Origin of the sequence: Nocardioides sp. (genome assembly GCF_036274455.1) — a bacterium.
Lineage (GTDB): Bacteria > Actinomycetota > Actinomycetes > Propionibacteriales > Nocardioidaceae > Nocardioides.
Map to the genome: position 1 here is coordinate 29,353 of NZ_DASUFR010000127.1, position 23,039 is coordinate 52,391.

Annotated in this window: 22 protein-coding genes; 15 read left to right on the forward strand and 7 right to left on the reverse strand. The window is 71.4% G+C overall.

Annotation, left to right across the window (positions count from 1 at the left end; genetic code table 11):
- Positions 1 to 41: 41 nt before the first annotated feature.
- The 5 genes from glf (at position 42) to VFV89_RS12195 (ending at position 5,814) form a co-directional block, all read left to right on the forward strand.
- A complete protein-coding gene (gene glf, locus VFV89_RS12175) occupies positions 42 to 1,247 on the forward strand; it encodes a UDP-galactopyranose mutase (protein WP_329706208.1) in 1,206 nt (401 codons plus the stop codon).
- Positions 1,244 to 3,337, forward strand: coding sequence for a glycosyltransferase (locus VFV89_RS12180; protein ID WP_329706209.1), 2,094 nt, complete (start codon positions 1,244 to 1,246; stop codon positions 3,335 to 3,337). The genes glf and VFV89_RS12180 overlap by 4 nt, the downstream gene beginning before the upstream one ends.
- Positions 3,334 to 4,293: an ABC transporter permease gene (locus VFV89_RS12185; protein ID WP_329706210.1), complete on the forward strand. Its 960-nt coding sequence runs from the start codon at positions 3,334 to 3,336 to the stop codon at positions 4,291 to 4,293. Before VFV89_RS12180 ends, VFV89_RS12185 begins: the two co-directional genes overlap by 4 nt.
- A complete protein-coding gene (locus tag VFV89_RS12190) occupies positions 4,293 to 5,081 on the forward strand; it encodes an ABC transporter ATP-binding protein (protein ID WP_329706211.1) in 789 nt (262 codons plus the stop codon). Before VFV89_RS12185 ends, VFV89_RS12190 begins: the two co-directional genes overlap by 1 nt.
- 421 nt (positions 5,082 to 5,502) lie before the next feature.
- Positions 5,503 to 5,814 carry a hypothetical protein gene (locus VFV89_RS12195; protein WP_329706212.1) on the forward strand — a complete coding sequence of 104 codons (312 nt, stop codon included), beginning with the start codon at positions 5,503 to 5,505 and terminating at the stop codon, positions 5,812 to 5,814.
- Here VFV89_RS12195 and VFV89_RS12200 read toward each other — a convergent pair.
- The 5 genes from VFV89_RS12200 to cofD form a co-directional block, all read right to left on the reverse strand.
- Positions 5,795 to 6,523: a TIGR03089 family protein gene (locus tag VFV89_RS12200; RefSeq protein ID WP_329706213.1), complete on the reverse strand. Its 729-nt coding sequence runs from the start codon at positions 6,521 to 6,523 to the stop codon at positions 5,795 to 5,797. The genes VFV89_RS12195 and VFV89_RS12200 overlap by 20 nt on opposite strands.
- A 13-nt stretch (positions 6,524 to 6,536) precedes the next feature.
- Positions 6,537 to 7,019, reverse strand: a complete 483-nt coding sequence (locus VFV89_RS12205; protein WP_329706214.1) for an adenylyltransferase/cytidyltransferase family protein — start codon at positions 7,017 to 7,019, stop codon at positions 6,537 to 6,539.
- Between the two features lie 2 nt (positions 7,020 to 7,021).
- Positions 7,022 to 7,786: a DUF3105 domain-containing protein gene (locus VFV89_RS12210; RefSeq protein WP_329706215.1), complete on the reverse strand. Its 765-nt coding sequence runs from the start codon at positions 7,784 to 7,786 to the stop codon at positions 7,022 to 7,024.
- Between the two features lie 84 nt (positions 7,787 to 7,870).
- A complete protein-coding gene (gene cofE, locus VFV89_RS12215) occupies positions 7,871 to 8,854 on the reverse strand; it encodes a coenzyme F420-0:L-glutamate ligase (protein WP_329706216.1) in 984 nt (327 codons plus the stop codon).
- Positions 8,851 to 9,870, reverse strand: coding sequence for a 2-phospho-L-lactate transferase (cofD, locus tag VFV89_RS12220; RefSeq protein WP_329706217.1), 1,020 nt, complete (start codon positions 9,868 to 9,870; stop codon positions 8,851 to 8,853). Before cofD ends, cofE begins: the two co-directional genes overlap by 4 nt.
- Before the next feature lie 240 nt (positions 9,871 to 10,110).
- Here cofD and VFV89_RS12225 point away from each other — a divergent pair, with 240 nt between their 5' ends.
- From VFV89_RS12225 to VFV89_RS12235, 3 genes are all read left to right on the forward strand, one after another.
- Positions 10,111 to 10,365: a WhiB family transcriptional regulator gene (locus VFV89_RS12225; protein ID WP_329706218.1), complete on the forward strand. Its 255-nt coding sequence runs from the start codon at positions 10,111 to 10,113 to the stop codon at positions 10,363 to 10,365.
- A gap of 92 nt (positions 10,366 to 10,457) precedes the next feature.
- The gene (locus tag VFV89_RS12230) at positions 10,458 to 13,376 is read left to right on the forward strand and encodes a glycosyltransferase family 2 protein (protein WP_329706219.1); all 2,919 of its coding nucleotides are present in this window, start codon (positions 10,458 to 10,460) and stop codon (positions 13,374 to 13,376) included.
- Positions 13,373 to 14,740, forward strand: coding sequence for a DUF5719 family protein (locus tag VFV89_RS12235; protein WP_329706220.1), 1,368 nt, complete (start codon positions 13,373 to 13,375; stop codon positions 14,738 to 14,740). The genes VFV89_RS12230 and VFV89_RS12235 overlap by 4 nt, the downstream gene beginning before the upstream one ends.
- Positions 14,741 to 14,750: 10 nt before the next feature.
- Here the strand turns inward: VFV89_RS12235 and VFV89_RS24855 are convergent, their stop codons facing one another.
- Positions 14,751 to 15,176 (reverse strand): EF-Tu/IF-2/RF-3 family GTPase, encoded by a 426-nt coding sequence (locus VFV89_RS24855; RefSeq protein ID WP_329706221.1) that lies wholly within the window; start codon positions 15,174 to 15,176, stop codon positions 14,751 to 14,753.
- Positions 15,177 to 15,617 (reverse strand): metallopeptidase family protein, encoded by a 441-nt coding sequence (locus VFV89_RS12245; RefSeq protein ID WP_329706222.1) that lies wholly within the window; start codon positions 15,615 to 15,617, stop codon positions 15,177 to 15,179.
- A gap of 33 nt (positions 15,618 to 15,650) precedes the next feature.
- Here VFV89_RS12245 and VFV89_RS12250 point away from each other — a divergent pair, with 33 nt between their 5' ends.
- From VFV89_RS12250 to ahcY, 7 genes are all read left to right on the forward strand, one after another.
- The gene (locus VFV89_RS12250) at positions 15,651 to 16,025 is read left to right on the forward strand and encodes a DUF3499 domain-containing protein (RefSeq protein ID WP_329706223.1); all 375 of its coding nucleotides are present in this window, start codon (positions 15,651 to 15,653) and stop codon (positions 16,023 to 16,025) included.
- A gap of 30 nt (positions 16,026 to 16,055) precedes the next feature.
- Complete coding sequence (locus VFV89_RS12255; protein ID WP_329706224.1) at positions 16,056 to 17,429, forward strand: phosphomannomutase/phosphoglucomutase; 1,374 nt, start codon at positions 16,056 to 16,058, stop codon at positions 17,427 to 17,429.
- 5 nt (positions 17,430 to 17,434) lie between these two features.
- Positions 17,435 to 17,611 (forward strand): Trm112 family protein, encoded by a 177-nt coding sequence (locus tag VFV89_RS12260; protein WP_329706225.1) that lies wholly within the window; start codon positions 17,435 to 17,437, stop codon positions 17,609 to 17,611.
- Between the two features lie 5 nt (positions 17,612 to 17,616).
- A complete protein-coding gene (locus VFV89_RS12265; protein WP_329706226.1) occupies positions 17,617 to 18,648 on the forward strand; it encodes an SIS domain-containing protein in 1,032 nt (343 codons plus the stop codon).
- 29 nt (positions 18,649 to 18,677) lie between these two features.
- Positions 18,678 to 19,823, forward strand: coding sequence for an acyltransferase family protein (locus VFV89_RS12270; protein ID WP_329706227.1), 1,146 nt, complete (start codon positions 18,678 to 18,680; stop codon positions 19,821 to 19,823).
- A 23-nt stretch (positions 19,824 to 19,846) separates the two neighbouring features.
- Entirely contained in the window at positions 19,847 to 20,779 is a 933-nt protein-coding gene (locus VFV89_RS12275) for a DUF808 domain-containing protein (RefSeq protein ID WP_329706228.1), read from the forward strand.
- 127 nt (positions 20,780 to 20,906) lie between these two features.
- Complete coding sequence (gene ahcY / locus VFV89_RS12280) at positions 20,907 to 22,349, forward strand: adenosylhomocysteinase (protein ID WP_329706229.1); 1,443 nt, start codon at positions 20,907 to 20,909, stop codon at positions 22,347 to 22,349.
- Positions 22,350 to 23,039: the final 690 nt, after the last annotated feature.

A 23,039-nucleotide genomic window follows, 5' to 3' on the forward strand; every position in this document is an offset into this window, starting at 1 on the left:
GAATCGGGCCCGGCGGCCTTGCGTCCGTAGACTGATCTGTCGTGTCGTCGGAGAACTCCCCAGCTGGCCACGGGCCTGATCTCGTCGTCGTCGGCTCTGGTTTCTTCGGGCTGACGATCGCCGAGCGCTGCGCCAACGAGCTCGGGCTGCGGGTGCTCGTCCTCGAGCGCCGTCACCACCTCGGCGGCAACGCCTACAGCGAGCGGGACCCCGAGACCAACATCGAGGTGCACAAGTACGGCGCGCACCTGTTCCACACCTCCAACGAGAAGGTGTGGGAGTACGTCAACCGGTTCACGACCTTCACCGACTACAAGCACCGCGTCTTCGGCAAGTACCAGGGCCAGGTCTACTCGCTGCCGATGAACCTCGGGCTGATCAACCAGTTCTTCGGCAAGAGCCACACCCCGCAGGAGGCTCGCGAGCTGATCGCCAGCCAGGCCGCCGAGATCAAGCCCGAGGACGCCACCAACCTCGAGGAGAAGGCGATCAGCCTGATCGGGCGCCCGCTCTACGAGGCGTTCATCAAGGGCTACACCGCCAAGCAGTGGCAGACCGACCCCACGGAGCTCAGCGCGGACATCATCACGCGCCTCCCGGTCCGCTACACCTTCGAGAACCGCTGGTTCAGCGACACCCACGAGGGGCTGCCCACCGACGGCTACACCGCCTGGCTGAGCCGGATGGCCGACCACCCCAACATCGAGGTGCGCCTCGAGACCGACTTCTTCGACGTCGCTGAGGACTACAAGGGCCGGGTCCCGCTCGTCTACACCGGGCCTGTCGACGAGTACTTCGGCCACTCCGAGGGCCGGCTGTCGTGGCGCACGGTCGACCTCGAGGAGTCGGTGGAGGACGTCGACGACTTCCAGGGCACCGGGGTCGTCAACTACAACGACCAAGAGGTTCCGTTCACGCGGATCATCGAGTTCCAGCACTTCCACCCCGAGCGGGTGAAGACCCACCTGCCGGGCAAGACCGTGATCGTGCACGAGTACTCCCGGTTCGCCGAAGAGGGCGATGAGCCCTACTACCCGATCAACACCGCCGACGACCGCACCAAGCTGATGAAGTACCGCGAGCTGGCCAAGCAGGAGCCGATGGTGCTGTTCGGCGGCCGGCTGGGCACCTACAAGTACCTCGACATGCACATGGCGATCGGGTCGGCGCTGTCGATGTTCGAGAACAAGCTCCGCCCCCACTTCGCCGAGGGCACGGAGCTCACGTCAGGGGGAGTGGACGAGTGACCGAGTCGACGCAGCCCACCGCGAAGAAGACGGCCGCGCGACGCCGTACGACGAAGAAGGCGGCCGCGTCCGCCCCCGGCGCCCACCGGGCAGAGACCAACCGCCGGGTGCTGCAACGGCAGATCATGCCGATCGACCGCGACTTCGACGTCTTCGCCCTCTACGTCGACCCCGAGGAGGCCCACCTCGACGCGGACCGCTACGAGATCGGCGGCAGCCGGGCGGCCAAGGACCTCAACAACGCCGCCATCCGGCAGTCGACGTCGACCGGCAAGGGGCTCCACCCCGACCAGATCGAGTCCCGGACCGCACTGCGGGTCCGCTCCGGGGAGCGCCTCTCCCTGGGCACCTACTTCAACGCCTTCCCGGCGTCCTACTGGCGGCGCTACAGCGTGGTCAGCGACGTCCGGCTCACCGTCGAGGTCTCCGGGCGCGGTGCAACCGTCATCGTCTACCGCTCGCTGGCCAACGGGCGTGCGCAGCGCGTCGACTCGGCGAGCACCGGCGCCGAGGCCAAGGGCACCTTCGTCTTCGAGCTGTCGCTCAAGCCGTTCGTGGACGGCGGCTGGTACTGGTACGACGTCGTCGCCGGTGACGACGACGCCGTGGTCGAGTCGGCGGAGTGGTCGGCCGAGGTTCCCGACGACCGGCTCGAGCACGGCACGGCCGATGTCGCGATCACGACCATGAACCGGCCGGACTTCTGCGCCCAGCTGATCGGCCAGCTCGGCCGGGACGAGCTGCTCAAGCCCTACCTCGACACCGTCTTCGTGATGGAGCAGGGCACCCAGAAGGTCGTCGACTCCTCGTTCTACGGCGAGGCGCAGGCCGCCCTCGGAGACAAGCTGCGCGTCGTCGAGCAGGGCAACCTCGGCGGCTCCGGGGGCTACGCCCGCGGCCAGCTCGAGTCGCTGCGCAAGGGCACCGCGACCTACGCCCTGATGATGGACGACGACGTCGTCTGCGAGCCCGAGGGCATCATCCGCGCGGTCACCTTCGGCGACCTGGCCCGCCGGCCCACGATCGTGGGCGGCCACATGTTCAGCCTCTACAACAAGTCCGAGCTGCACAGCTTCGGCGAGATCGTCCAGCCGTGGCGGTTCTGGTGGATGACCCCCCAGGACGGCTACAGCCGTTGGGACCTCTCGGCCCGCAACATCCGCTCGGCACGGTGGCTTCACAAGCGCGTCGACGTGGACTTCAACGGCTGGTTCATGTGCCTGATCCCGCGGGAGGTCATCGACCGGATCGGGCTGTCGCTGCCGCTGTTCATCAAGTGGGACGACGCCGAGTACGGCCTGCGCGCCAAGGACGCCGGCTTCCCGACCGTGACCTTCCCCGGCGCCGCGGTCTGGCACGTGCCGTGGACGGACAAGAACGACGCGCTCGACTGGCAGGCCTACTTCCACGTCCGCAACCGCTTCGTGGCGGCACTGCTGCACTCGCCCTACCCCCGCGGCGGCAAGCTGATCCGCGAGGACTTCTCCTACTCCATCGCCCATCTGGTCTCGATGCAGTACTCCACCGTCGAGCTGCGCAACCTCGCCCTCGAGGACGTGCTGGCCGGGGCGCAGGCGCTGCACGCGCAGCTGCCGACCCGGCTCGCGGAGGTCAACGCGCTGCGCAAGCGGTTCACCGACGCGCAGCTGGAGGCCGACCGCGAGGCGTTCCCGGAGATCCGGCGCAAGAAGCCGCCGCGCAAGGGCCGCGACGTCATCGAGATCCCCGGCCGGGTCTCCCGCCTGGTCACCGCCGGGCTGGCGCCGATCCGTCAGCTGCGGCCCGCGCGCGAGCTCTCGGCGTCGTTCCCCGAGGTGGAGATCCGCGCGATGGACGCCAAGTGGTACCGCCTCGCGTCCTACGACTCGGCGATCGTCTCGATGAACGACGGCACCTCGGCGGCGTTCTACAAGCGGGACACCGCGAGGTTCCGCGAGCTGGTCAAGCGGACCGCGGAGCTGCACCAGCGGCTGGTGCGCGAGTGGCCGCAGCTCGCCGAGGCCTACCGCGCCGCACTCTCCGACGTCACCTCGCCGGAGCGGTGGGAGGAGACCTTCCGTCCCTGGACCGAGGAGTCCGCCGAGGGATGACCGACCAGCTGAGCCCCGCGAGCGATACGGCGTCCGTCGCCGTACGCCACGACCTCGAGCACGTGCCGCTCGTCGACCCCGCCGCGAAGGGCGGGCTCGTCGGCGTGATGAAGCGGCGCTACCTGCTCACGCTCATGGTCAAGCGCGAGCTGCGGGCCCGCTACATCGGCTCGAAGATGGGGCTTGCCTGGTCCTACATCGACCCGTTCAGCCGGTTCCTGACCTACTTCTTCGTCTTCGGGATCATCCTGGGCCGCGGCCAGGTCCCGCACTTCGCGATCCACCTGTTCGCCGGCATGGTCGTGGTGAACCTGTTCAGCACGTCGTTCAACTCCGGCACCCGCTCGATCATGCAGAACAAGTCGATCGTGCAGAAGATGCCGCTGCCGCGCGAGATCTTCCCGATCGCCTCGATGCTGGTCAGCCTCTACCACACCGGCCCGCAGCTGGTGATCCTCCTCGGCGCCTGCCTGCTCACCGGCTCCTTCACACCCGACCTGGGCACGCTCGTGGCCACCCCGATGGCCTTCGCCATCGTGATCCTGCTGGGGACCGGCATGGGGCTGATGTTCTCGGCCATCAACGTGATGTACCGCGACTGGACCCGCGTGGTGCAGATCTTCACCGGCATGCTGCCGTTCAGCGTCCCGATGATGTACCCCTACACGCTGGTGCAGCAGCGGTTCGAGGCCTTCCCGATCATCGCGCACCTCTACCTGCTCAACCCGATCACCAGCGCCGTGCTGCTCATGCAGCGGGCGTTCTGGATCACCACCGTCAGCCCCGAGGACGCCAAGGAGGCCGGCACGGAGTGGGGCTTCAAGCTGGACGGCAGCTTCCCGCCGCACCTCTGGGAGCGGGGGCTGATCTTCATCGTGTTCGGGATCGCGTTCCTGCTGTTCGCACAGTTCGTCTTCACCCGGCTCGACGACAAGATCCCCGACAGGCTCATGTGATGGTCACGTCGATCGAGGTTGACCACGTCTCCAAGCTGTTCCACAAGCACTACCAGCGGACTCTCAAGCAGACGTTGGTCGCCCGGATGCGCGGCCGGAAGATCAAGGACACCTTCTGGGCGCTCGACGACGTGGCCTTCAACGTCGAGCAGGGCGAGGCCATCGGGCTGATGGGGCTCAACGGCTCCGGCAAGAGCACTCTCCTCAAGCACATCATGGGCGTGATGAAGCCGACCTCGGGCCAGGTCCGGACCCGCGGCCGGGTCTCCGGGCTGATCGCGACGGGCGCCGGCTTCCACCCCGAGATGACCGGTCGCGAGAACATCTACATGAACGCCGCGATCCTCGGCATGACCAAGGCCGAGACGGACGCCAAGTTCCCCCAGATGGCGGATTTCGCGGAGCTCGACGACTTCATGGACCAGCCGGTCGGCAACTACTCCTCGGGGATGTCGGCCCGCCTCGGCTTCTCGGTCGCCGTCCACGTCGACTGCGACGTGTTCATCGCCGACGAGGTGCTGGCCGTCGGTGACCAGCCGTTCAAGCGCAAGTGCATGAAGAAGATGGAGGAGATCCGCGACAGCGGCGTCACCCTCTTCTACGTGAGCCACGCAGCCGCCTCGGTGCGCAAGATGTGCACCCGAGTGATCGTGCTCGAGAAGGGCCGGGTCGGCTTCGACGGCGACGTCGACGAGGGCATCCACTATCTCCACTACGACAACGACGACGACGAGCCGGACGTTGCCGAGGAGGAGTCGGTCGCCGCGGAGCTGGGCTCGGAGATCTAGCGGATCGTCCACCCGCGCGAGCTTGTCCTCGGGCCGACCGTCGACCGACCGCGGACGGGGTCACCGGATATCCGGTGACCCCTGAGCTTCTGTACCGAGATCTCGGCACAGAAGCGGATGGGTCGCTACAGAAGCCAGCTCTGCGGAGCCTGATCGGCCTGCCGAGGGGCGCGCACGGGGAGCAGGTCCACCCCGTATGCGTGGCGGCCCCCGGGGAGGTCGCCGGCTGAGCTGCTCGGGTCGAGCTATCGCTCTCGGGCAGTGCAATGCCCGAGAAGTGCAGGGATCGCCCCCGGGCCGATGAGCCCGAAGGACTTGACAAATCCGGAAACCACCGGCGTGTCGACTGGCAATTACAGCGCTGTAGTTACTCAGTTTCCCTACCGCGTGGCCTGTGACGCGTGTGAAGGTTGCAACCAGTGTGACCTTCCCCCGCCACCAGGAGCACCCCGAGATGTCGGCGATGCGCGCCCGCTACGTGACCGCGTGCCAGCAGCTGCTGGCACTCGGAGTCGTGGTCATCGCGCTCGTGCCGGCCACCCGGGTGGTGTCGCTCGACGTGGTCGGCGTACGGCCGGGGCAGGGAGTCGCACAGCCGACGATCTCCGTGGCGCCCACCGAGGCCCGCGAGCGGCAGCACTGCGAGGTGCGCAGCCCGCGGGTCGCGGAGCGCGAGGGCAGGCACGCGGGGGGCCGGGAAAGGGGCCACTCGGTCAGCCGAAGCGGCGGGTGACCCGTTCGGCCTCGGCGATCTCGTCGAGCCGAGCCTCGGAGGCGCCCGTCACAAGGACCAGCGAGCCACTCGTCGCGAGCGGCCGCGCAACGGCGGCGACACCTGGTGGGGAAGCCGGGTTCGCCGTCACCAGGAGCCGACCGCCGTCGGTCGCAGTCCCAGGACTCCCGGCGGCGGTCGGGATCCTGAACAGCTCGTCGTGGGTCACCTGCCCGTCGACCAGGGCGAGGTCCGCGCCGGTCGGCGGGTCGTACGGCATGAAGGCGTCCGGCTGGCCCCAGACCTCGACGCCGACGTCGTGCGCGCCCGGTGGGAGCGGCTCGGCGAACCGCACCCCCATCGGGAGCAGCGAGCAGGCCAGGACCGGGAGCTGCTCCGCGCGCTCGGCCCAGGCATCCAGGCCGGCCGGGCCGCAGACGACGGCCGACGGCCGGCCGGCCGACGAGGGGAACGCCACGGCCAGTCCCGCGGTCCACGCAGCGCCGAGGAAGACCGGCCCCAGCCAGTGCGTCGGGAGGTCCACCAGCAGGACGTCGCCGCGCTCGAGGCCGTGTTCGTCGACGAGCAGCGATGCCGCCTTGGCCACCCAGTTGGCGTAGGTCGTGACGGAGAGCTCGATGCGTTCCCCGGTCGTCTCGTCGTAGAAGGTGACCAGGGGCCGGCCCGGCTCGCGCCGCAGCTCCGCGGACAGCAGGTCGGCGAACGTCACCGCGACGCCCGGGTCAGGAGGTCGGGGACGCCGGGGAGGCCGGGCTGTCGGCCAGGCTGAGCTCGGCGTTGATGCGGGTGCTGGAGTCGGCCTTGTCCTCGCCGCCGACCCCGTAGACCATCTGCAGCCCGATCTCCTCGGTCAGCACCGCCTCGGGGGCTGGGTCGCCGGTCGGCGACCGGTCGCCGCCGTTGCAGAACAGCAGCTCCGCGTCGGGGTAGAGGTCGCGCACCCGGCGCAGCGACGCCACCACGGTCGGGTCGTCGTCGACCGCGATGAACGCCTCGTCGACGCAGCGCAGCTCGGCCACGATCGCGTTCCGGTCGTCCTCGGTCATGAGGATGCGGCCCTTCTTGAGCAGCTGCTGCCGGTCGTTGTTGACGATCACCAGCAGGTGCGGGGCGAGCGTCCGGGCCTCCTTGATCATGCGCAGGTGGCCGATGTGGATCGGGTTGAAGTACCCGCTGACGATGGCGATGCGGTCGGGTCCGGTCACCGTTACATCGCGTCCGGCTCGGGGGAGTCGGTGTAGGGGTACTTCAGCATGAAGTCCTTCAGCGCCGCACCGCTGGGCTGGCTGCAGTACTGGAAGACACCGACCTGCTTGGAGGTGTCGGTCTCGCCCGAGCCGCCCGCCGACCAGTGCGAGAGCGCGACATGCATCCCGTCGGGGAACTTGCCGCTCTCCTTCTCGTCCTGGGCGGTCCACGGCGCGGCGATGAACTTGTAGCGCAGGTTGTTGGAGTCGGAGCGGAACTTGTCCGCGATGCCGTCGATGACGTTGAGCTCGTCGCCGTCGTCGGCGATCGACTGGTCGTACCAGAGGATCGTGTAGCCGTGCTCGAGGTTGTGGACCAGCGCCTCGAGCTCGGGGCGGTCCTTGTCGGTGTAGAACTTCCGGTTGAACGGCGCGGGCGCGGTGCCCTGCTCGTTCCAGTGCGAGCCGAACGCCGGCGGCGCGGTCGTGTAGGTGACCTGCGAGCCGGTCGGGACGTGCTGCTGGTTGCCGTCCGCCTTCTTGGTCGTGATGTCGTCGCAGGCCGAGGCGGGGGCACCGATCGAGGCGAGGTTGAGGTCGCGGAACTTGCGCAGGTCCCACCAGTTCTTGACCGGGCGGTAGGCGGCCGCCACGACGAGCAGGATCGCGATCGTGGCGCAGACCCCGACGATGGCGAAGCCGCGGCGCCGCTCGGCGCCCTTCTGCTTCTTGCGGAGCTCGTCGATGACCGCCTGGCGGTCGGACTTGGTCGGCTTCTTGGCCACGGCTGCGGAGTACCTCGGAGTACGGTGCACAGGAGCTGTGCTGGACAGGGGGTCGGCGGACTCACGGGAGCCCGACGGTGGAGTCTACGGAGTCACCGGGCGGATCACTGCTTTCTCAGCGCCTTCTTGGCGACTGGCAACCAATCCGTGATCCACGCTCCAGCCGTGGGCGAAGGCCAGCGGTGCCAGCCGCGGGTCGGGGCGCACGGCCAGGCCGCCGTCGACCGGCTCGGGCGCGGTCCCGAGGACGACTGCGACCGCGGCGGCCACCTCCTCGGCGCTCGCGGGCGCCCCGAACGGCGGCCGGTCGGCCGGGTGCCCGGCCAGGGCCCGAACCACCGCCTCGCGGGCGCCGTACCCGAACAGGTCCTCTCCCTCGCCCCGGACGAGGGCGGCGGCCCCGGGCCCGTCCTCCGTGGCGGCCAGGACGAGGTCGGCGCGACCCCGGACCAGCGCGAACGGCCGGCCGGCGAGCTTGCCCTGGGCGAGCTCCGCCGCGCCGGCCAGCTCGTCGGCCAGCGCCGGTGCGGTCACCACGAGTTCGTTGCCGTAGCGGTCGCTGCGCCCGGAGTGGTCGTCGAGGACCACCAGCCCGGCCGCGCCGATCGCGATGTCGGTCTGGCCGGTGCGCCAGGCCCGCCCGGCGGTGTCGGTGACCACGACGGCCACGTTGGCGCCGGTGCGGGCGGCGATCTCCCGGCGCAGGAGCCGCGCGGTGCCGTCGGGGTCGGCAGGGAGCAGGAGGACGCTGCCCGGCTCGACGTTCGAGGCGTCGACCCCCGCCGCGGCCATGGTCAGGCCGAGCCGGGTGCGCACGATCGTGGTGGGCCCGCGGCGGGCGACCACGCGGGCGCCCGGCGCGGCCAGCTCGGACTCGACGGCCGCGGCCCGGTCGGTGCCGGGGCGCAGCCGGCCCTCGGCCTTGCTCACCACCTTGCTCGTGACCAGCACGACGTCGCCGTCGACGGGCGCGAGCGCCGCCACGACCAGCGCCGCGAGGTCGTCGCCGGGCCGGATCTCGGGGATGCCGTCCGGTGCCAGGACGCTGAGCCCCAGGTTGCTCGTCACGAGACCAGCTCGACCGCGGCGGCCGCCATCGCGGCCGTGGCCTCTGGGTCGGTCATGTAGAGCGGGACCGCCGCCGCGGCCAGCCCGGCCTCGTGGAGCCCGGGCAGCTCCCCGGCATCGGACTCGTCGACCAGCCAGCCGTCGAGGACCCCGCCCTGCGAGCGTGCGCCGTAGTGGCGGCCCACGGCCCCGGCGGCGACGGCAACCCCGATCGTGGTGAGGAGCTGGTTGGCCATGCCGCGCACGTGGCTGCCGCCGATGATGGGCGAGACCCCCACCACCCGCGCCGAGGTGGCGACCACCGCCTCACGCACCCTCGGGACGCCCAGGATCGTGCCGATCGAGACCACCGGGTTGGACGGCGGCAGCAGCACCAGGTCCGCGTCGGTGATCGCGTCGATCACCCCCGGTCCGGGCGTGGCCTCGTCCAGCCCGACCACCACGACCGCCTCGGCGGGCACCTCGGCGCGGAGCTTGACCCAGTACTCCTGGAAGTGCACCACCCGGCGGCCGCTCGCCGACTCCGCGTCCGGGACGGCGACGTGGGTCTCGACCCGGTCGTCGGTCATCGGGAGCAGGCGGACCCGCCCGCCGTGTCCAGGGGCGAGCCAGCGCCGGCACAGCGCCTCGGTCACCGCCGAGAGGGGGTAACCCGCGTCGAGCATCTGGGTCCGGACCAGGTGGGTGGCGACATCGCGGTCTCCCAGCCCGAACCAGGTGGGCTCCACGCCGTACGCCGCGAGCTCCTCCTTCACGCTCCACGACTCGTCGCGCCGGCCCCAGCCGCGCTCGGGATCGATGCCGTCGCCCAGGGTGTACATCACCGTGTCGAGGTCGGGGCAGACCTTCAGGCCGTGCACCCACAGGTCGTCGGCCGTGTTGGCGATGACGATCACCTCGGCGTCCGGCGAGACCCCCGGCAGCCGGCCCCCTGCGACGCCGTGCAGGAGCCCCTGGAGGAACTTCGCGCCGCCCATGCCACCGGACAGGACGGTCAGGTGCTGCAGCCCGGGCATGGCCCCACCTTGTCGCATCGTTTTCCCCATACCAGACCAGGGCTTGACGTGGGGCGTACGACAGGCATGTAATTCCATCAGTGTCGTTGGGTACTTCTCGGGAGAAATCCAGTCGACACGCTGGTCGAGCAGGGTCGAGCTCAACACACTCCACAAGAAATCTCGGGAGGGGGGAGATGAGGTCGGTCGACTGGGTCGAAATCCGATTGAGCTGGATTACATGGGTCGAAGGGCAGTCACATGCGAGAACTCTTTCTCCTCGACGGGGACGCAGATGAGGCGAGCTGGCAAGAACGTGCTCTGTGTGCTCAGACGGACCCCGAGGCGTTCTTCCCAGAGAAGGGCGGTTCCACCCGGGAGGCCAAGAAGGTCTGCCTCACGTGCGAGGTCCGGACCGAGTGTCTTGACTCCGCGCTGATGAACGACGAGCGGTTCGGTATCTGGGGCGGCCTCTCCGAGCGGGAGCGCCGCAAGCTGAAGAAGCGCGCCATCTAACCTCTGGTTCGTCCACCGAGAGTGCCCGGGCTCCGGCCCGGGCTTCTCTCGCATTTCGGGCCGCTGGGCGCAGCCCCCTACGCTGAACGATCGTGTCCGCCGCCGATCCTCGCCACGCACCGGTGTCGGTGCGGACCCGCGAGGACGTGTCGGTGGTGCTCGTCAGCCACGACGGTGAGCGCTGGCTGCCGACGGTGCTCGAGGGGCTCGCCGCCCAGCTGGCACCGATCGCGCACTGCGTCGCGGTCGACACCGGCAGCAAGGACGCCAGCGCCGACCTGCTCGACCGGGCCTTCGGCCGGGACTGCGTCGTCGCTGCGCCGTCCTCGACGAGCTTCCCGGCCGCGTTGCGGCTGGGGCTGGACCGGCTCGACCTGCTCGACGTGCGGACCGAGTGGGTGTGGGTGCTCCACGACGACTCCACTCCGCACCCCGAGGCGCTCCTGGCGCTGCTGGCCGGTGCCGCCGACGACCCCGAGGCCGACGTGCTCGGCCCGCTCCTGCGGGAGTGGCCGTCGCTGAAGCGCCTGCTCGAGCTCGGCATCACCATCTCGCGCACCGGCCGTCGCGAGACCGGCCTCGAGCGGGGTGAGTACGACCAGGGCCAGTACTCCGAGCCGAAGCACGTCCTCGCGGTCAACACCGCCGGCATGCTCGTGCGCCGCAGCGTCCTCGACGAGCTCGGCGGGCTGGACGACGAGCTGCCGATCTTCGGCAACGACGTCGACTTCGGCTGGCGGACGGCCGCGGCCGGCCACAAGACCGTCGCGGTGCCCCAGGCAGTCGTCTTCCACGCCGAGGCGGCGCACCGAGGGCTGCGGCGTACGCCGTTGACCGGCCGGCACACCCACTACCAGGAGCGGCGCGCCGCGCTGTTCACGCTGCTGGCCAACTCGGCCTCGCGGCTGTGGCCGTTGCACGCGCTACGGCTGTTGTTCGGGACCCTCGGCCGGATGCTCGGCTTCCTGGTGGTCCGGTCGCCGGGCGAGGCGCTCGACGACCTGGCCGCCTACGTCAGCGTCGTCGCCCACCCCCGCGGGCTGCTCGCGGCCCGCCGGGCCCGGCGACAGTCAGCCGCCGCCGACCCGGACCGTGTCAAGGCGCTGCTCGCGCCGCGCTGGCTGCCCTACCGCCATGCGCTCGACGCCCTCAGCGACCTCACCACCGCGCTGACCCAGTCCGCCACCGACGTGGCCGACCGCCGCCGCGCCGCGGCGGCGGCCGCCGACCCCTCGTCGTTCGCGGCCCGGCGCACGGCCGAGCGGGAGCGGCTCGAGGACGAGGACGTGGTCGAGGACACCGGCATCGTCGCGCGGTTCCTCACCAACCCGGTGGCCGTCCTGCTCGCGCTGACGGTGCTCGCGATGCTGGTCGGCGCCCGCTCGGCCCTCGGCCACGTCTCCGGCCCCGGGTTGTCCCCGGCACCGGAGGACTGGCGCGACTGGTGGGTGCTGCACCTGTCCTCCTGGCACGAGCTGGGGCTCGGTACGCCGGTGCCCGCGCCGCCGTACGTCCTCCCGCTGGCGCTGTTGTCCACGCTGCTCGCGGGCAGCCCGGCCGCGGCCGTGTCGGCACTGCTGGTGCTGGCGGTGCCCTTCGCGATGTGGGGCGCCTGGCGGTTCCTGCGGGTGGCCGGCCGGCTGGCCACCCCCGCCGGAGCCAACCGCTGGCTGATCCTGTGGGGCGCGTCGGCCTACGCGCTGGTGCCGGTCGTCTCCGGTGGGTGGGGCGAGGGCCGGATCGCCGTCGTGCTGGCCGCCGCGGTGCTCCCGTGGCTGGCCCATGCGGCGCTCGGCTTCGCCGACCCCGAGCCCGACCGGCGCTGGCGGGCGGCCTGGCGCACCGGGCTGCTGCTGGCCCTGGTCAGCTGTGGCACGCCGCTGGCCTGGGTGGTGGCGACCGTGGTCGGCGTCGTGGTGGTGGTCCTCGCGTTCATCCTGCTGCCGGGCATCGGCCGCGACCGATCGGCCTGGGGACCGCCCGTCGTGGCCCTGGCCGTGGTCCCGGTGCTGCTGAGCCCGTGGTGGCTGCCGGCTCTCCTGCACGGCGCGGGAGAGGGGCTGCTCCTCGACGGCGGGCTCCTCCCGATGCCGGTCCCGGACGGTGTCGAGCTCGGGCTGGGCCGCTTCCACGACGTCGGGGCGCCGTGGTGGCTGGGTGCGGCGCTGCCGGTCCTGGCCGCCCTGGCGCTGGTCCCGCGCCGGACCCGGATCCCGGTGCTCATCTGCTGGGTGGTCACCCTGCTGTCGGTGCTGGTGGCGGTCGGGCTGGGCGCGGTGACGCTGCACCTGGCCGCGCTGTCCACGCCGCCGGGGCTCGGCTTCCTGCTCGTCGTCGTGCAGGCCGCGCTGATCACCGCGGTGGTGCTGGGCGCGCTCGGCGTCGAGCACCCGGGCCGAGCGGTGCGCGGGGTGGTGGTCGTGCTCGCCGTTGCCGCGGCGGTGGTGCCCGTGGCTGGCCTGGCGTGGTTCGTGGTCGAAGGCAGCGACCTCACCGACGACCGCGACGCCGGCATCCCGGCGTACATGGTCCAGAGCTCCGAGCAGGGTCCCGAGCACGGCATCCTCGTGGTCGAAGGTTCCGTCGCGGACGGGCTCACCTACGCCGTACGCCGCGACGACGGCGTGACGACCGGCGAGGACGAGGTGCTCGTCCTGTCCGAGGAGGACCACGAGTTCACCAGGCTGGTGCAGGAGCTCGCCTCCCAGCCCACGCCCGAGGCGGTCGACCAGCTGGCGTCGCGCGGCATCGAGTACGTCGTGCTGCCGGCGCCCGCCGACGGCCAGGTGTCGGCCGCGCTCGACGCGACCGCCGGGCTGGAGCAGGCCAGCGCCGAGAGCCGCAGCACCCGCGCCTGGCAGGTCGACCGCCCGTTGTCGGCCGACGACCTCGACGGGCCGCGGTCCAGGCTGCGGGTCGGCCTGCTGGTGCTGCAGGGCGTCGCGCTCCTGGCAGTGCTGGTGCTGTGCGCGCCGACCACGGAGCGCGGTCGTGAGCGGGGCCGGCGATGACCCGCCGGTTCGGGGCCGACGTGGTCCTCGCGGTCGTGCTCCCGGTGGCGAGCGCGCTGGCGCTCGTCGCGCTGCAGCCCGACCGCGGTCAGCCGCAGGGCCAGCCCCCGGTCGAGACGCCGCTGACCTCTGCGTCGGTGATCTGCCCGGGCCCGCTGCCCGGCTCGGGAGACGTGCTGGGCGTGAGCACGGTGGGCGCCGACCCCGGTGCCAAGGTTGCCGGCGACGTCCAGGTCGGCCTGGGCCCGTCGACCACGCCGCTCAAGGTGCGCAGCGACAAGGTGAGCACCGCGCCCGCGGAGGAGGGGCCGACCGTGGTGAGCGGCTCCGGTGACCTCGCACCCGGGCTGGTGGCCGGCCGCTCGCGATCCGCGCCGCTGGCCGCCACCGACTGCGGCCCACCGATGGCCGACCAGTGGTTCACCGCGGCGGGCGCCGACGCCACGCACCACTCGGTGATCGAGCTGGTGAACCCGGACGCGGGGCCGGCCATCGCCGACATCACCGTCCGCTCGCCCAGCGGCGTGCTCGACGTGCCCGCCCTGCGCGGGATCTCGGTGCCGGGGCACACCAGCACCGAGGTCGATCTCGGCCAGGTCGTGCCGCGACGCGGCGAGCTCTCGGTCCTGGTGCACACGAGCCGGGGTCGGATGGCGGCCCACGTCGTCGACTCCTACGACGAGCTCGGCAAGGGCGTCAGCGTCGAGGACTGGCTCCCGGCCCAGGACGCGCCGTCCACCTCGTCGGTGCTGATGGGGCTGGTCAAGGGTGCCGGCGACCGCACGCTGGTGCTCGCCAACCCGGGAGCCGACGAGGTGCGCGCCTCGATCAAGGTGGTCACCGCCTCCTCGGTCTACGAGCCGTCGGGTGTCGAGCCGGTCCGGGTGGCGCCGGACACCACCGAGGCGGTGTCGCTCGACGACGTCCTGAAGCAGGCCGCTAAGGGCGGCGCGCTGGGCGTGGTCGTCGAGGCCACCGGGCCGGTGACCGCGTCGCTGCGTCAGGTGGTGGGTGACGACCTGTCCCTGCTTGCCGCCGCTCCCGCCCTCGACGCGACCACCGCCGCGGTGGTGCCGACCGGTCCGAAGCGGCTGCTGCTCGGTGGGCCGGACGCGGTCGGCGTCGCGACCGTGACGTCCTACTCCGCGAAGGGGAAGCAGCTCGACCAGCAGCGGGTCGAGCTCGTGCCCGACGCGGGTGCCGACGTGGCGATCCCCGACGACGCCGCGCTCGTGACACTGACGCCGGAACGGACGACCGTGCGTGCGGCCGTCCTCCTCTCCGGCACCGGGACCGCCGTGGAGGCGATGCGGCCGCTGGTGCTGACCGGGCTGGTGCCCGACGTGCGTCCCGGAGTCCCCTAGCAGTCTCCTTCTAGGACTCGCCCTGGGTCGGCTGGCCCTGGATCACGTCGCCCTGGCGGAGCTGCTCCTTGTCCAGCCCCTCGAGCAGCAGCCCGACGTTGTCGCCGGCGCCGGCGCTGTCAAGCACCTTCCGGAACATCTCGACGCCCGTCACCCTCGTCGTCGCCGCGACACTGCCGTCGCGGATGACGTCGACCTGCGCCCCGACCCGGACCGTGCCGGACTCGATCCGTCCGGTCACGACGGTGCCCCGGTTGCGGATGGAGAAGACGTCCTCGACCGGCATCCGGAAGGTCCCGTCACCGACGACCGGGGCAGCCACGACCGGGGCAGCGCCGGGGTCGTGGCCTGTGGGGCTCGCTGCGTTCGCCTGCTCGAGCAGGGTCTCCACGCTCATGTCGTCGGCCTTCTTGCGGCCGAACGGCCACAGCCCCACCTACGCCTCCCCCTCGTAGCGCGGGTCCACTTCGTCGGGGTCGATGCCGAGCAGCTCGGCGACCTGCTCGACCACGACGGTCAGCAGTAGCGCCTCCAGGTCGGCTCGGGTCTCGGCGCGGTGCTCGATCGGCCTCCGGAACAGCACCAGCCGGGTCGGCCGGGCGCCGCTGCCGCGCACCAGTGAGGACAGCGGCACCTGGTCGGTCTCCCAGTCGTCGGGGATCTGAGGGGCGTCCTCGACGGCGTACTCCACCAGGCCGAGCCGGTCCTGCCAGCGCCGGTCGACGCTGGTCACGATCGCGAGCGCCAGGTCGTCGAACCGCTCCCGCCGTGTGGGGAGCTCGGGCCGGCCGGGCTGGCGCGGGACCACACCCGGGCCGCGCATCCCCCGGCCGCGCCGGTCGCGGCGGCGCGAGGGCCGGGCCCGGCGGTTCTCCACGGCCAGACACTAGTACGGCGGTACGGTCCAGACGTGAGTCCTGCCCGCCGTTGCTCGCGCACCGCCTGCGACCGTCCAGCAGTCACCACTCTCACCTACGTCTACGCCGACCAGACCGCGGTGCTCGGCCCGCTCGCGACCTACGCCGAACCACACGCCTACGACCTGTGCGACAAGCACGCAGAACGTCTCTCCGCGCCACGAGGCTGGGAGGTCCTGCGGCTGGTCTCGGACCTCTCGCCACGGGGGCCGTCCGACGACGACCTGCTCGCCCTGGCCAACGCGGTCCGGGAGGCCGCGCGCCCGGTGCCGGCCGCCGCGCCACCGGCCGCCGAGGAGGGGATGCGCGAGACGTTCCGCCGCGGCCACCTGCGGGTGCTCACCCACGACGAGGCTCCCACCTCCTGACCGCGGTGAGAGTCATCTAGGGTCTCGCCCATGGGAGGTCCGGACCCGGAGGTCGTGCGCGCCGTCTTCAAGGCCTACGACGTGCGCGGGCTGGTCCCGGACCAGATCGACGAGCCGCTGGCCCGCGCCACCGGACGGGCGCACGCCCAGGTCACCGGCGCCGCCACCGTGGTCGTGGGCCACGACATGCGGCCGAGCTCGCCCGGGCTGGCGGCGGCGTTCGCGGCCGGGGCCACCGAGGCCGGCGCCGACGTGGTGATGATCGGGCTGGCCTCGACCGACATGCTCTACTTCGCCTCCGGTCACCTCGGTGTGCCGGGCGCGATGTTCACGGCGAGCCACAACCCCGCCCAGTACAACGGCATCAAGCTGTGCCGCGCCGACGCCGTACCGCTGGGGATGGAGTCCGGGCTGGCCGACATCCGTGACCTGGTCGTCGAGCCACGTCCCGTGTCCGGGCCGGCCGGCGAGGTCCGGAGCGTTGACCTCCTCGACGCGTACGCTGCCCACCTGTTGGAGCTCGTGCCCCTGACCGGCGCCCGGCCGCTCACCGTCGTGGTCGACGCCGGCAACGGGATGGCCGGCCACACGGCCCCTGCGGTGTTCGGCCGGCTGCCCGAGGGCCGGGTCGCGCTGGTGCCGATGTACTTCGAGCTGGACGGCACCTTCCCCAACCACGAGGCCAACCCCATCGAGCCCGCGAACCTGCGCGACCTGCAGGCTCGGGTCGTCGAGACGGGTGCGGACATCGGGCTGGCCTTCGACGGTGACGCGGACCGCTGCTTCGTCGTCGACGAGCGGGGCGTCGCGGTCTCGCCATCGGCGCTGACCGCGCTCATCGCCCGCCGCGAGCTGGCCAAGGAACCGGGCGCCACGGTGATCCACAACCTGATCACCAGCCGAGCGGTGCCCGAGCTGGTCCGTGAGCTCGGCGGGGTGCCGGTCCGCACCCGGGTCGGGCACTCCTTCATCAAGGCGACGATGGCGGAGACCGACGCGATCTTCGGCGGCGAGCACAGCGGCCACTTCTACTTCCGGGACTTCTGGCGGGCCGACTCCGGGATGCTCGCCGCCCTCCACGCGCTCGCCGCGCTCTCCGAGACGGACCGACCGCTCTCGGAGCTGATGGCCGAGCTCGACCCCTACCCGCTGAGCGGCGAGATCAACTCCGAGGTGGCCGACACAGCGGCGGTCACCGCGGCGGTCGCGGCGGCGTACGACGGACGGGACGGGGTCACCCTCGACCGGCTCGACGGGCTCACGGTCAGCCACGCCGACTGGACCTTCAACGTCAGGCCCTCCAACACCGAGCCGCTGCTGCGGCTCAACGCGGAAGGCCGGGACCGCGCCATCATGGAGCGGGTGCGCGACGACGTGCTCGCGTTGATCAGGAAGGAGGACTGAGTTCGATGAACCTGTCTGCCGAGCTGCTGGCGATCATCGTCTGCCCCGACTGCCACGGCGACCTCGAGCCGGTGGAGACCGAGGACGGCGGCGAGCTGGTCTGCCAGGTGTGCGGCCTCGCCTACCCGGTCCGTGACGACATCCCGGTCCTGCTGGTCGACGAAGCCCGACGCCCGGGCTGAGCGGCGTGGTCACCTGGTTCGACGAGTCCCGACTCGATGACGAGTCGGTGCTCGCGGCCCACGACGCCCGGCTGCGGGCACTGGCCGAGTCCGGCGCGCGCGTACGCCGCGAGGCCGGCGCCGCCGCGGGCGCGATCGACGAGGCGGTGACCAGCGCCCGTGAGCAGGGCCGGCCCCGTGCGGTGATCGCGGCCGGGCCCGACTCCCGGCTCTTGCGCGCGGTGCTCGAGCCGTGGTGCCCGGTGCCGTTCGTGGCGTGGCCCGGCATCGCCCTGCCGGGCTGGGCCGGGAGCCTCGACCTCGTCGTGGTGCTCGCGCCGGACGGCTCGGACACCGGGACGGCCTCCGGTGTCGCCGAGGCGATCCGCCGCGGCTGCCAGGTCGTGGTCGCCTGCCCGCCGGGCTCGCTGGTGGCCGAGCACGCGGCCGGACGCTGGAGCACGATCCTGCCCACCTCCACCCGGGACCAGCTGGCCACCGCCGTGGTGATGCTGACCTACCTCGACCGGGTCCAGCTCGGTCCCGCCGCCGACGCCGAGGACGTCGCCACGGCCCTCGACGACGTGGCGATCGCGTGCTCACCGCAGCGCGACCTGGCCGTCAACCCCGCCAAGATGCTGGCGATCGCCCTGGCCGACTCCAACCCGCTGGTCTGGGGGGGCACCGTGCTGGCGGCCCGGGCCGCCCGGCGGGTGGCGGAGTCGATCCGGCGGGCCAGCGGCCGCACCGCGCTGGCCGGGGACGCCGAGCACCTCCTGCCGGTGCTCGAGGCGACACCGCCGCGCGATGTGTTCGACGACCCGTTCGCGGACGCCCAGCCCGAGCGCAGGCCGATGCTGCTGGTCCTCGACGACGCCTCGGAGGACCCCGTGGTCCGCGAGCACCGCGGGCGGCTGCTCGCCGCGGCGTCCTCGCGCCGCGTGCGGGTCGAGACCGTGAGCAGCGACGCGCCGTCCGAGGTGGCCCGTTACGCCTCGCTGGTGCTCTCGGGGACCTACGCCTCGACCTACCTCGGCGTGGGCCTCGTCGAGGAGTAACCCCTCACCCGTTCGGGTAACGGGCGGACGTGGCCGTCCCCACGACTACAGCCCCGTCTGTCCGCGACCCCTGGTTCGACAACGCCAAGATGGCGTTGGTCCTGCTGGTCGTCGTGGGCCACTCCTGGACGCTGCTCCCGCACAACGGCGTCGACGACCACCTCTACGACTTCCTCTACGCCTGGCACGTGCCGGCGTTCGTGTTCGTCACCGGCTACCTGTCGCGCTCCTTCACCTACGAGCCGCGGCGGCTGTGGCAGCTGGTCCGCACCGTCGTGGTCCCCTACGTCCTCTTCGAGTGCGCCCTGGCGCTGTTCCGGATCTACGTCGGCGGCGAGCGGCTCGAGGACCTGTTCCGGGACCCGCACTGGCCGATGTGGTACCTGTCCGCGCTGTTCTTCTGGCGGCTGCTCACCCCGGTCTTCAAGCGGATGCCGTGGCCCCTGGCCGTTGCCGTCGCCCTCGCCACCTCGCTCGTCGCCGGTCTCTACGCCGGCGACACGCTCGACCTGGCGCGTGTGCTCGGGCTGCTGCCGTTCTTCGTGCTCGGGCTGGTGTCGACCCAGGAGCGGCTGGAGCGACTGCGCGCGCCGTGGGTCCGCAACGCCGCCCTCGTGGTCTTCCTCGCCATCGCGGTCGTGACCACGTGGACCGACCGGTTCGCGCAGACCGAGTGGTTCTACTACCGCTCGCAGTACGGCGAGCTCGACGTGAGCGACGGCCGGGCCCTGCTCACCCGCGGCGTCCTGCTGGTGATCGGCACGCTCGGCGCCTGGTCGTTCATGGCGCTGGTGCCGCGGGCAGGCGGCTGGTTCACGCGGATGGGCGCGGCGACCCTGGTCGTCTACCTCTTCCACGGCTTCGCCATCAAGGGCGTCGAGTACGCCGGCTACCCCGGCTGGGCCGACGAGCACGCCGCGGTCGCGCTGGTCCTGACGACGGCCGGTGCGGCGGGGCTGGCCCTCCTCCTGGCCTGGCCGCCGGTGGCGAGGGTGCTGGTGCACGCGGTCGACCCGTTCGGCACCGCCGAGCAGCACGTGCGCCGGGCCGTCCGCCTCGCAGACGCGCCCGCGCAGGCCGAGGAGATCGCCGTGGTGGTCGAGGAGGCGGCCGAGGAGAGGGTCGAGGAGAGGGTCGAGGACGAGGCGGCAGGGCCGCCGTTGGTCGCGCGTTAGGTCTCCTGACTAGCCTTCCGGCCATGAGTGCCGGCCTCTTCGGGCTGTTCGACGACATCGCGACCCTGGCCCGGATGGCCGCCGCCTCGGTCGACGATGTCGGCGCGGCCGCGGGGCGCGCCAGCGCGAAGGCGGCCGGCGTGGTGGTCGACGACACCGCGGTCACGCCGCAGTACGTCTCCGGCGTCGCCGCCCAGCGCGAGCTGCCCATCATCCGCAAGATCGCGGTCGGCTCGCTGCGCAACAAGATCGTCTTCATCCTCCCGGCCGCGCTGCTGCTCAGCCAGTTCGTGCCGTGGCTCCTCGCGCCGATCCTGATGCTGGGCGGTACCTACCTCTGCTACGAGGGCGCCGAGAAGGTCTGGGAGAAGGTCAGCGGCCGCCACCACGACGACCACCTCGCCGTCGAGGGCGGACCCGAGGCCGAGAGCTCATTGGTGTCGAGCGCGATCCGCACCGACTTCATCCTCTCCGCCGAGATCATGGTGATCGCGCTCAACGAGGTCGCCGACCAGTCGCTGGTCCCGCGGGCGCTGATCCTGCTCGTGGTGGCGGTGGCGATCACGATCCTCGTCTACGGCGTCGTCGGCCTGATCGTGAAGATGGACGACGTCGGGCTCCACCTGGCCGAGCGGCGCTCGCCGTTCGCCCAGCGGCTGGGCCTGGGCCTGGTCCGCGCGATGCCGCGGCTGCTCACGGTGATCTCCGCGGTGGGCGTGGTCGCGATGCTCTGGGTGGGTGGCCACATCCTCCTCGTCAACAGCGCCGAGGTCGGCTGGCACTGGCCCTACGACACCGTCCACCACTGGGAGGAGGCGGTCCACGACGCCGTCCCGGGCGTGGGCGTCGTCGTCGGCTGGCTGCTCAACACCGCGGTGTCGGCGCTCGTCGGCCTCGTGGTCGGGTTCGTCGTCGTCGGGCTCATGCACCTGCTGCCGCGGCGCAGGGCCCACTGAGCCTGCCCCGAGGATTCCCCCTTCCGGCGGCCACCGTCCTACGCTTCGAAGGTCCGCGTCGGGAGATCCCGCCAACGCGCAGATGCGCGGCGCAGACCTGGCTCCACCGTTTCCCAGGAGATAGCTGATGGACTTCAAGGTCGCCGACCTCTCCCTGGCCGACTTCGGCCGCACCGAGATCACCCTCGCCGAGCACGAGATGCCCGGCCTCATGGCGATGCGAGCGCGCTACGGCGACGCCAAACCGCTCGCCGGCGCCAAGATCGCCGGCTCGCTGCACATGACGATCCAGACCGCGGTCCTCATCGAGACGCTGGTCGCGCTCGGCGCCGAGGTCCGCTGGGCCTCGTGCAACATCTTCTCCACCCAGGACCACGCGGCCGCCGCGGTGGTCGTCGGCCCGAACGGGACCGTCGACGACCCGCAGGGCGTGCCGGTCTTCGCCTGGAAGGGCGAGACCCTGGAGGAGTACTGGTGGTGCACCCAGCAGATCCTCGACTGGCCCGCCAAGGATGGGCAGAGCGACTTCGCGAACATGATCCTCGACGACGGCGGTGACGCGACCCTGCTCGTCCACCTCGGCCTCGACGCGGAGAAGAACGGCGTCGCGCCCGACCCGGCCACGGCCACGAGCCACGAGCAGCAGGTCATCTTCCAGGTCCTCAAGGACTCGCTTGCCCAGAGCAGCGACCGCTGGACCAAGATCGGCGAGCACATCAAGGGCGTCACCGAGGAGACCACCACCGGCGTGCACCGGCTCTACGACATGATGAAGGAGGGCTCGCTGCTCTTCCCGGCCATCAACGTCAACGACTCGGTCACCAAGTCCAAGTTCGACAACAAGTACGGCTGCCGCCACTCGCTGATCGACGGCATCAACCGCGCCACCGACGTACTGATCGGCGGCAAGGTCGCCGTCGTCTGCGGCTACGGCGACGTCGGCAAGGGCTGCGCGGACTCCCTGCGCGGCCAGGGTGCCAGGGTGGTCGTCACGGAGATCGACCCGATCTGCGCGCTGCAGGCGGCCATGGACGGCTACCAGGTCTCGACCCTCGACGACGTGCTGGGCGAGGCCGACATCATCATCACCGCGACCGGCAACAAGGACGTCGTCACCGTCGACCACATGTTGCGGATGAAGCACCAGGCGATCGTCGGCAACATCGGCCACTTCGACAACGAGATCGACATGGCCGGCCTCGAGGCGTTCCCGGGCGTCGAGCGCAAGAACGTCAAGCCGCAGGTCGACAAGTGGACCTTCCCCGACGGCCACGCCGTGATCGTGCTCTCCGAGGGCCGGCTCCTCAACCTCGGCAACGCGACCGGCCACCCGTCGTTCGTGATGTCGAACTCCTTCACCAACCAGGTGCTGGCCCAGATCGAGCTGTTCACCAAGCCCGACGACTACCCGACCGGCGTCTACGTCCTGCCCAAGCACCTCGACGAGGAGGTCGCGCGGCTGCACCTCGACGCCCTCGGCGTGAAGCTCACCAAGCTCTCCGACGAGCAGGCGAGCTACCTCGGCGTCGCGGTCGAGGGTCCCTACAAGTCGGACCACTACCGGTACTGATCGTCTACCCCGGCGAGTGACGGCCGGGGGCCACGACGGACGCCGAACCCAGTGACAGGGTCACCGGATATCCGGGGACCCCTGAGCTTCTGTGCCGAGATCTCGGCACAGAAGCGGATGGGTCGCCACAGAAGTAGGCCGCCAGGTGTGGCGCTGGCGAGCGGCCGCGGCCGCCGAAGGCGATCCTTGACGGCGAGACGCGATCCGGTAGGCGCGCGGGCACCCCACGGATGGGTCCCCGGATATCCGGCTCTTCTGACTGATCCGTGGGTGGGCGGCCGCGCGCGTAGCAGGCCCGCACCCGCCGTCAAGGATCGCCCTCGGCGCCCCTGCCATGCGCGGGCCAGGGCAGCGGTGAGCAATCAACCGCAGCCTGGCCCAGGGTGGTTGATCACCCACCGCCACCTCGGCATGTCGGCGGGACACGACGAGACGCCGGTGGTCGGTGAACCCCTGGGCGGCTCAGACCGGTTGAAAGGTCACCGCTGCCCGGCGTGGGCAGCCACCCACCCACGGAAGCGTCAGGAGAGCCGGATATCCGGTGACCCCGCAGGGGCCGGAGAGACTGACGCCCACCCGGCCCTGAGGCACACTTTCATCATGGTTGAGCACGCCCCGGTCGCTTCCGACGTCCCGACGAAGGGCAGAGTCCTCGTCGTCGACGACGACGCGTCCCTGGCGGAGATGCTC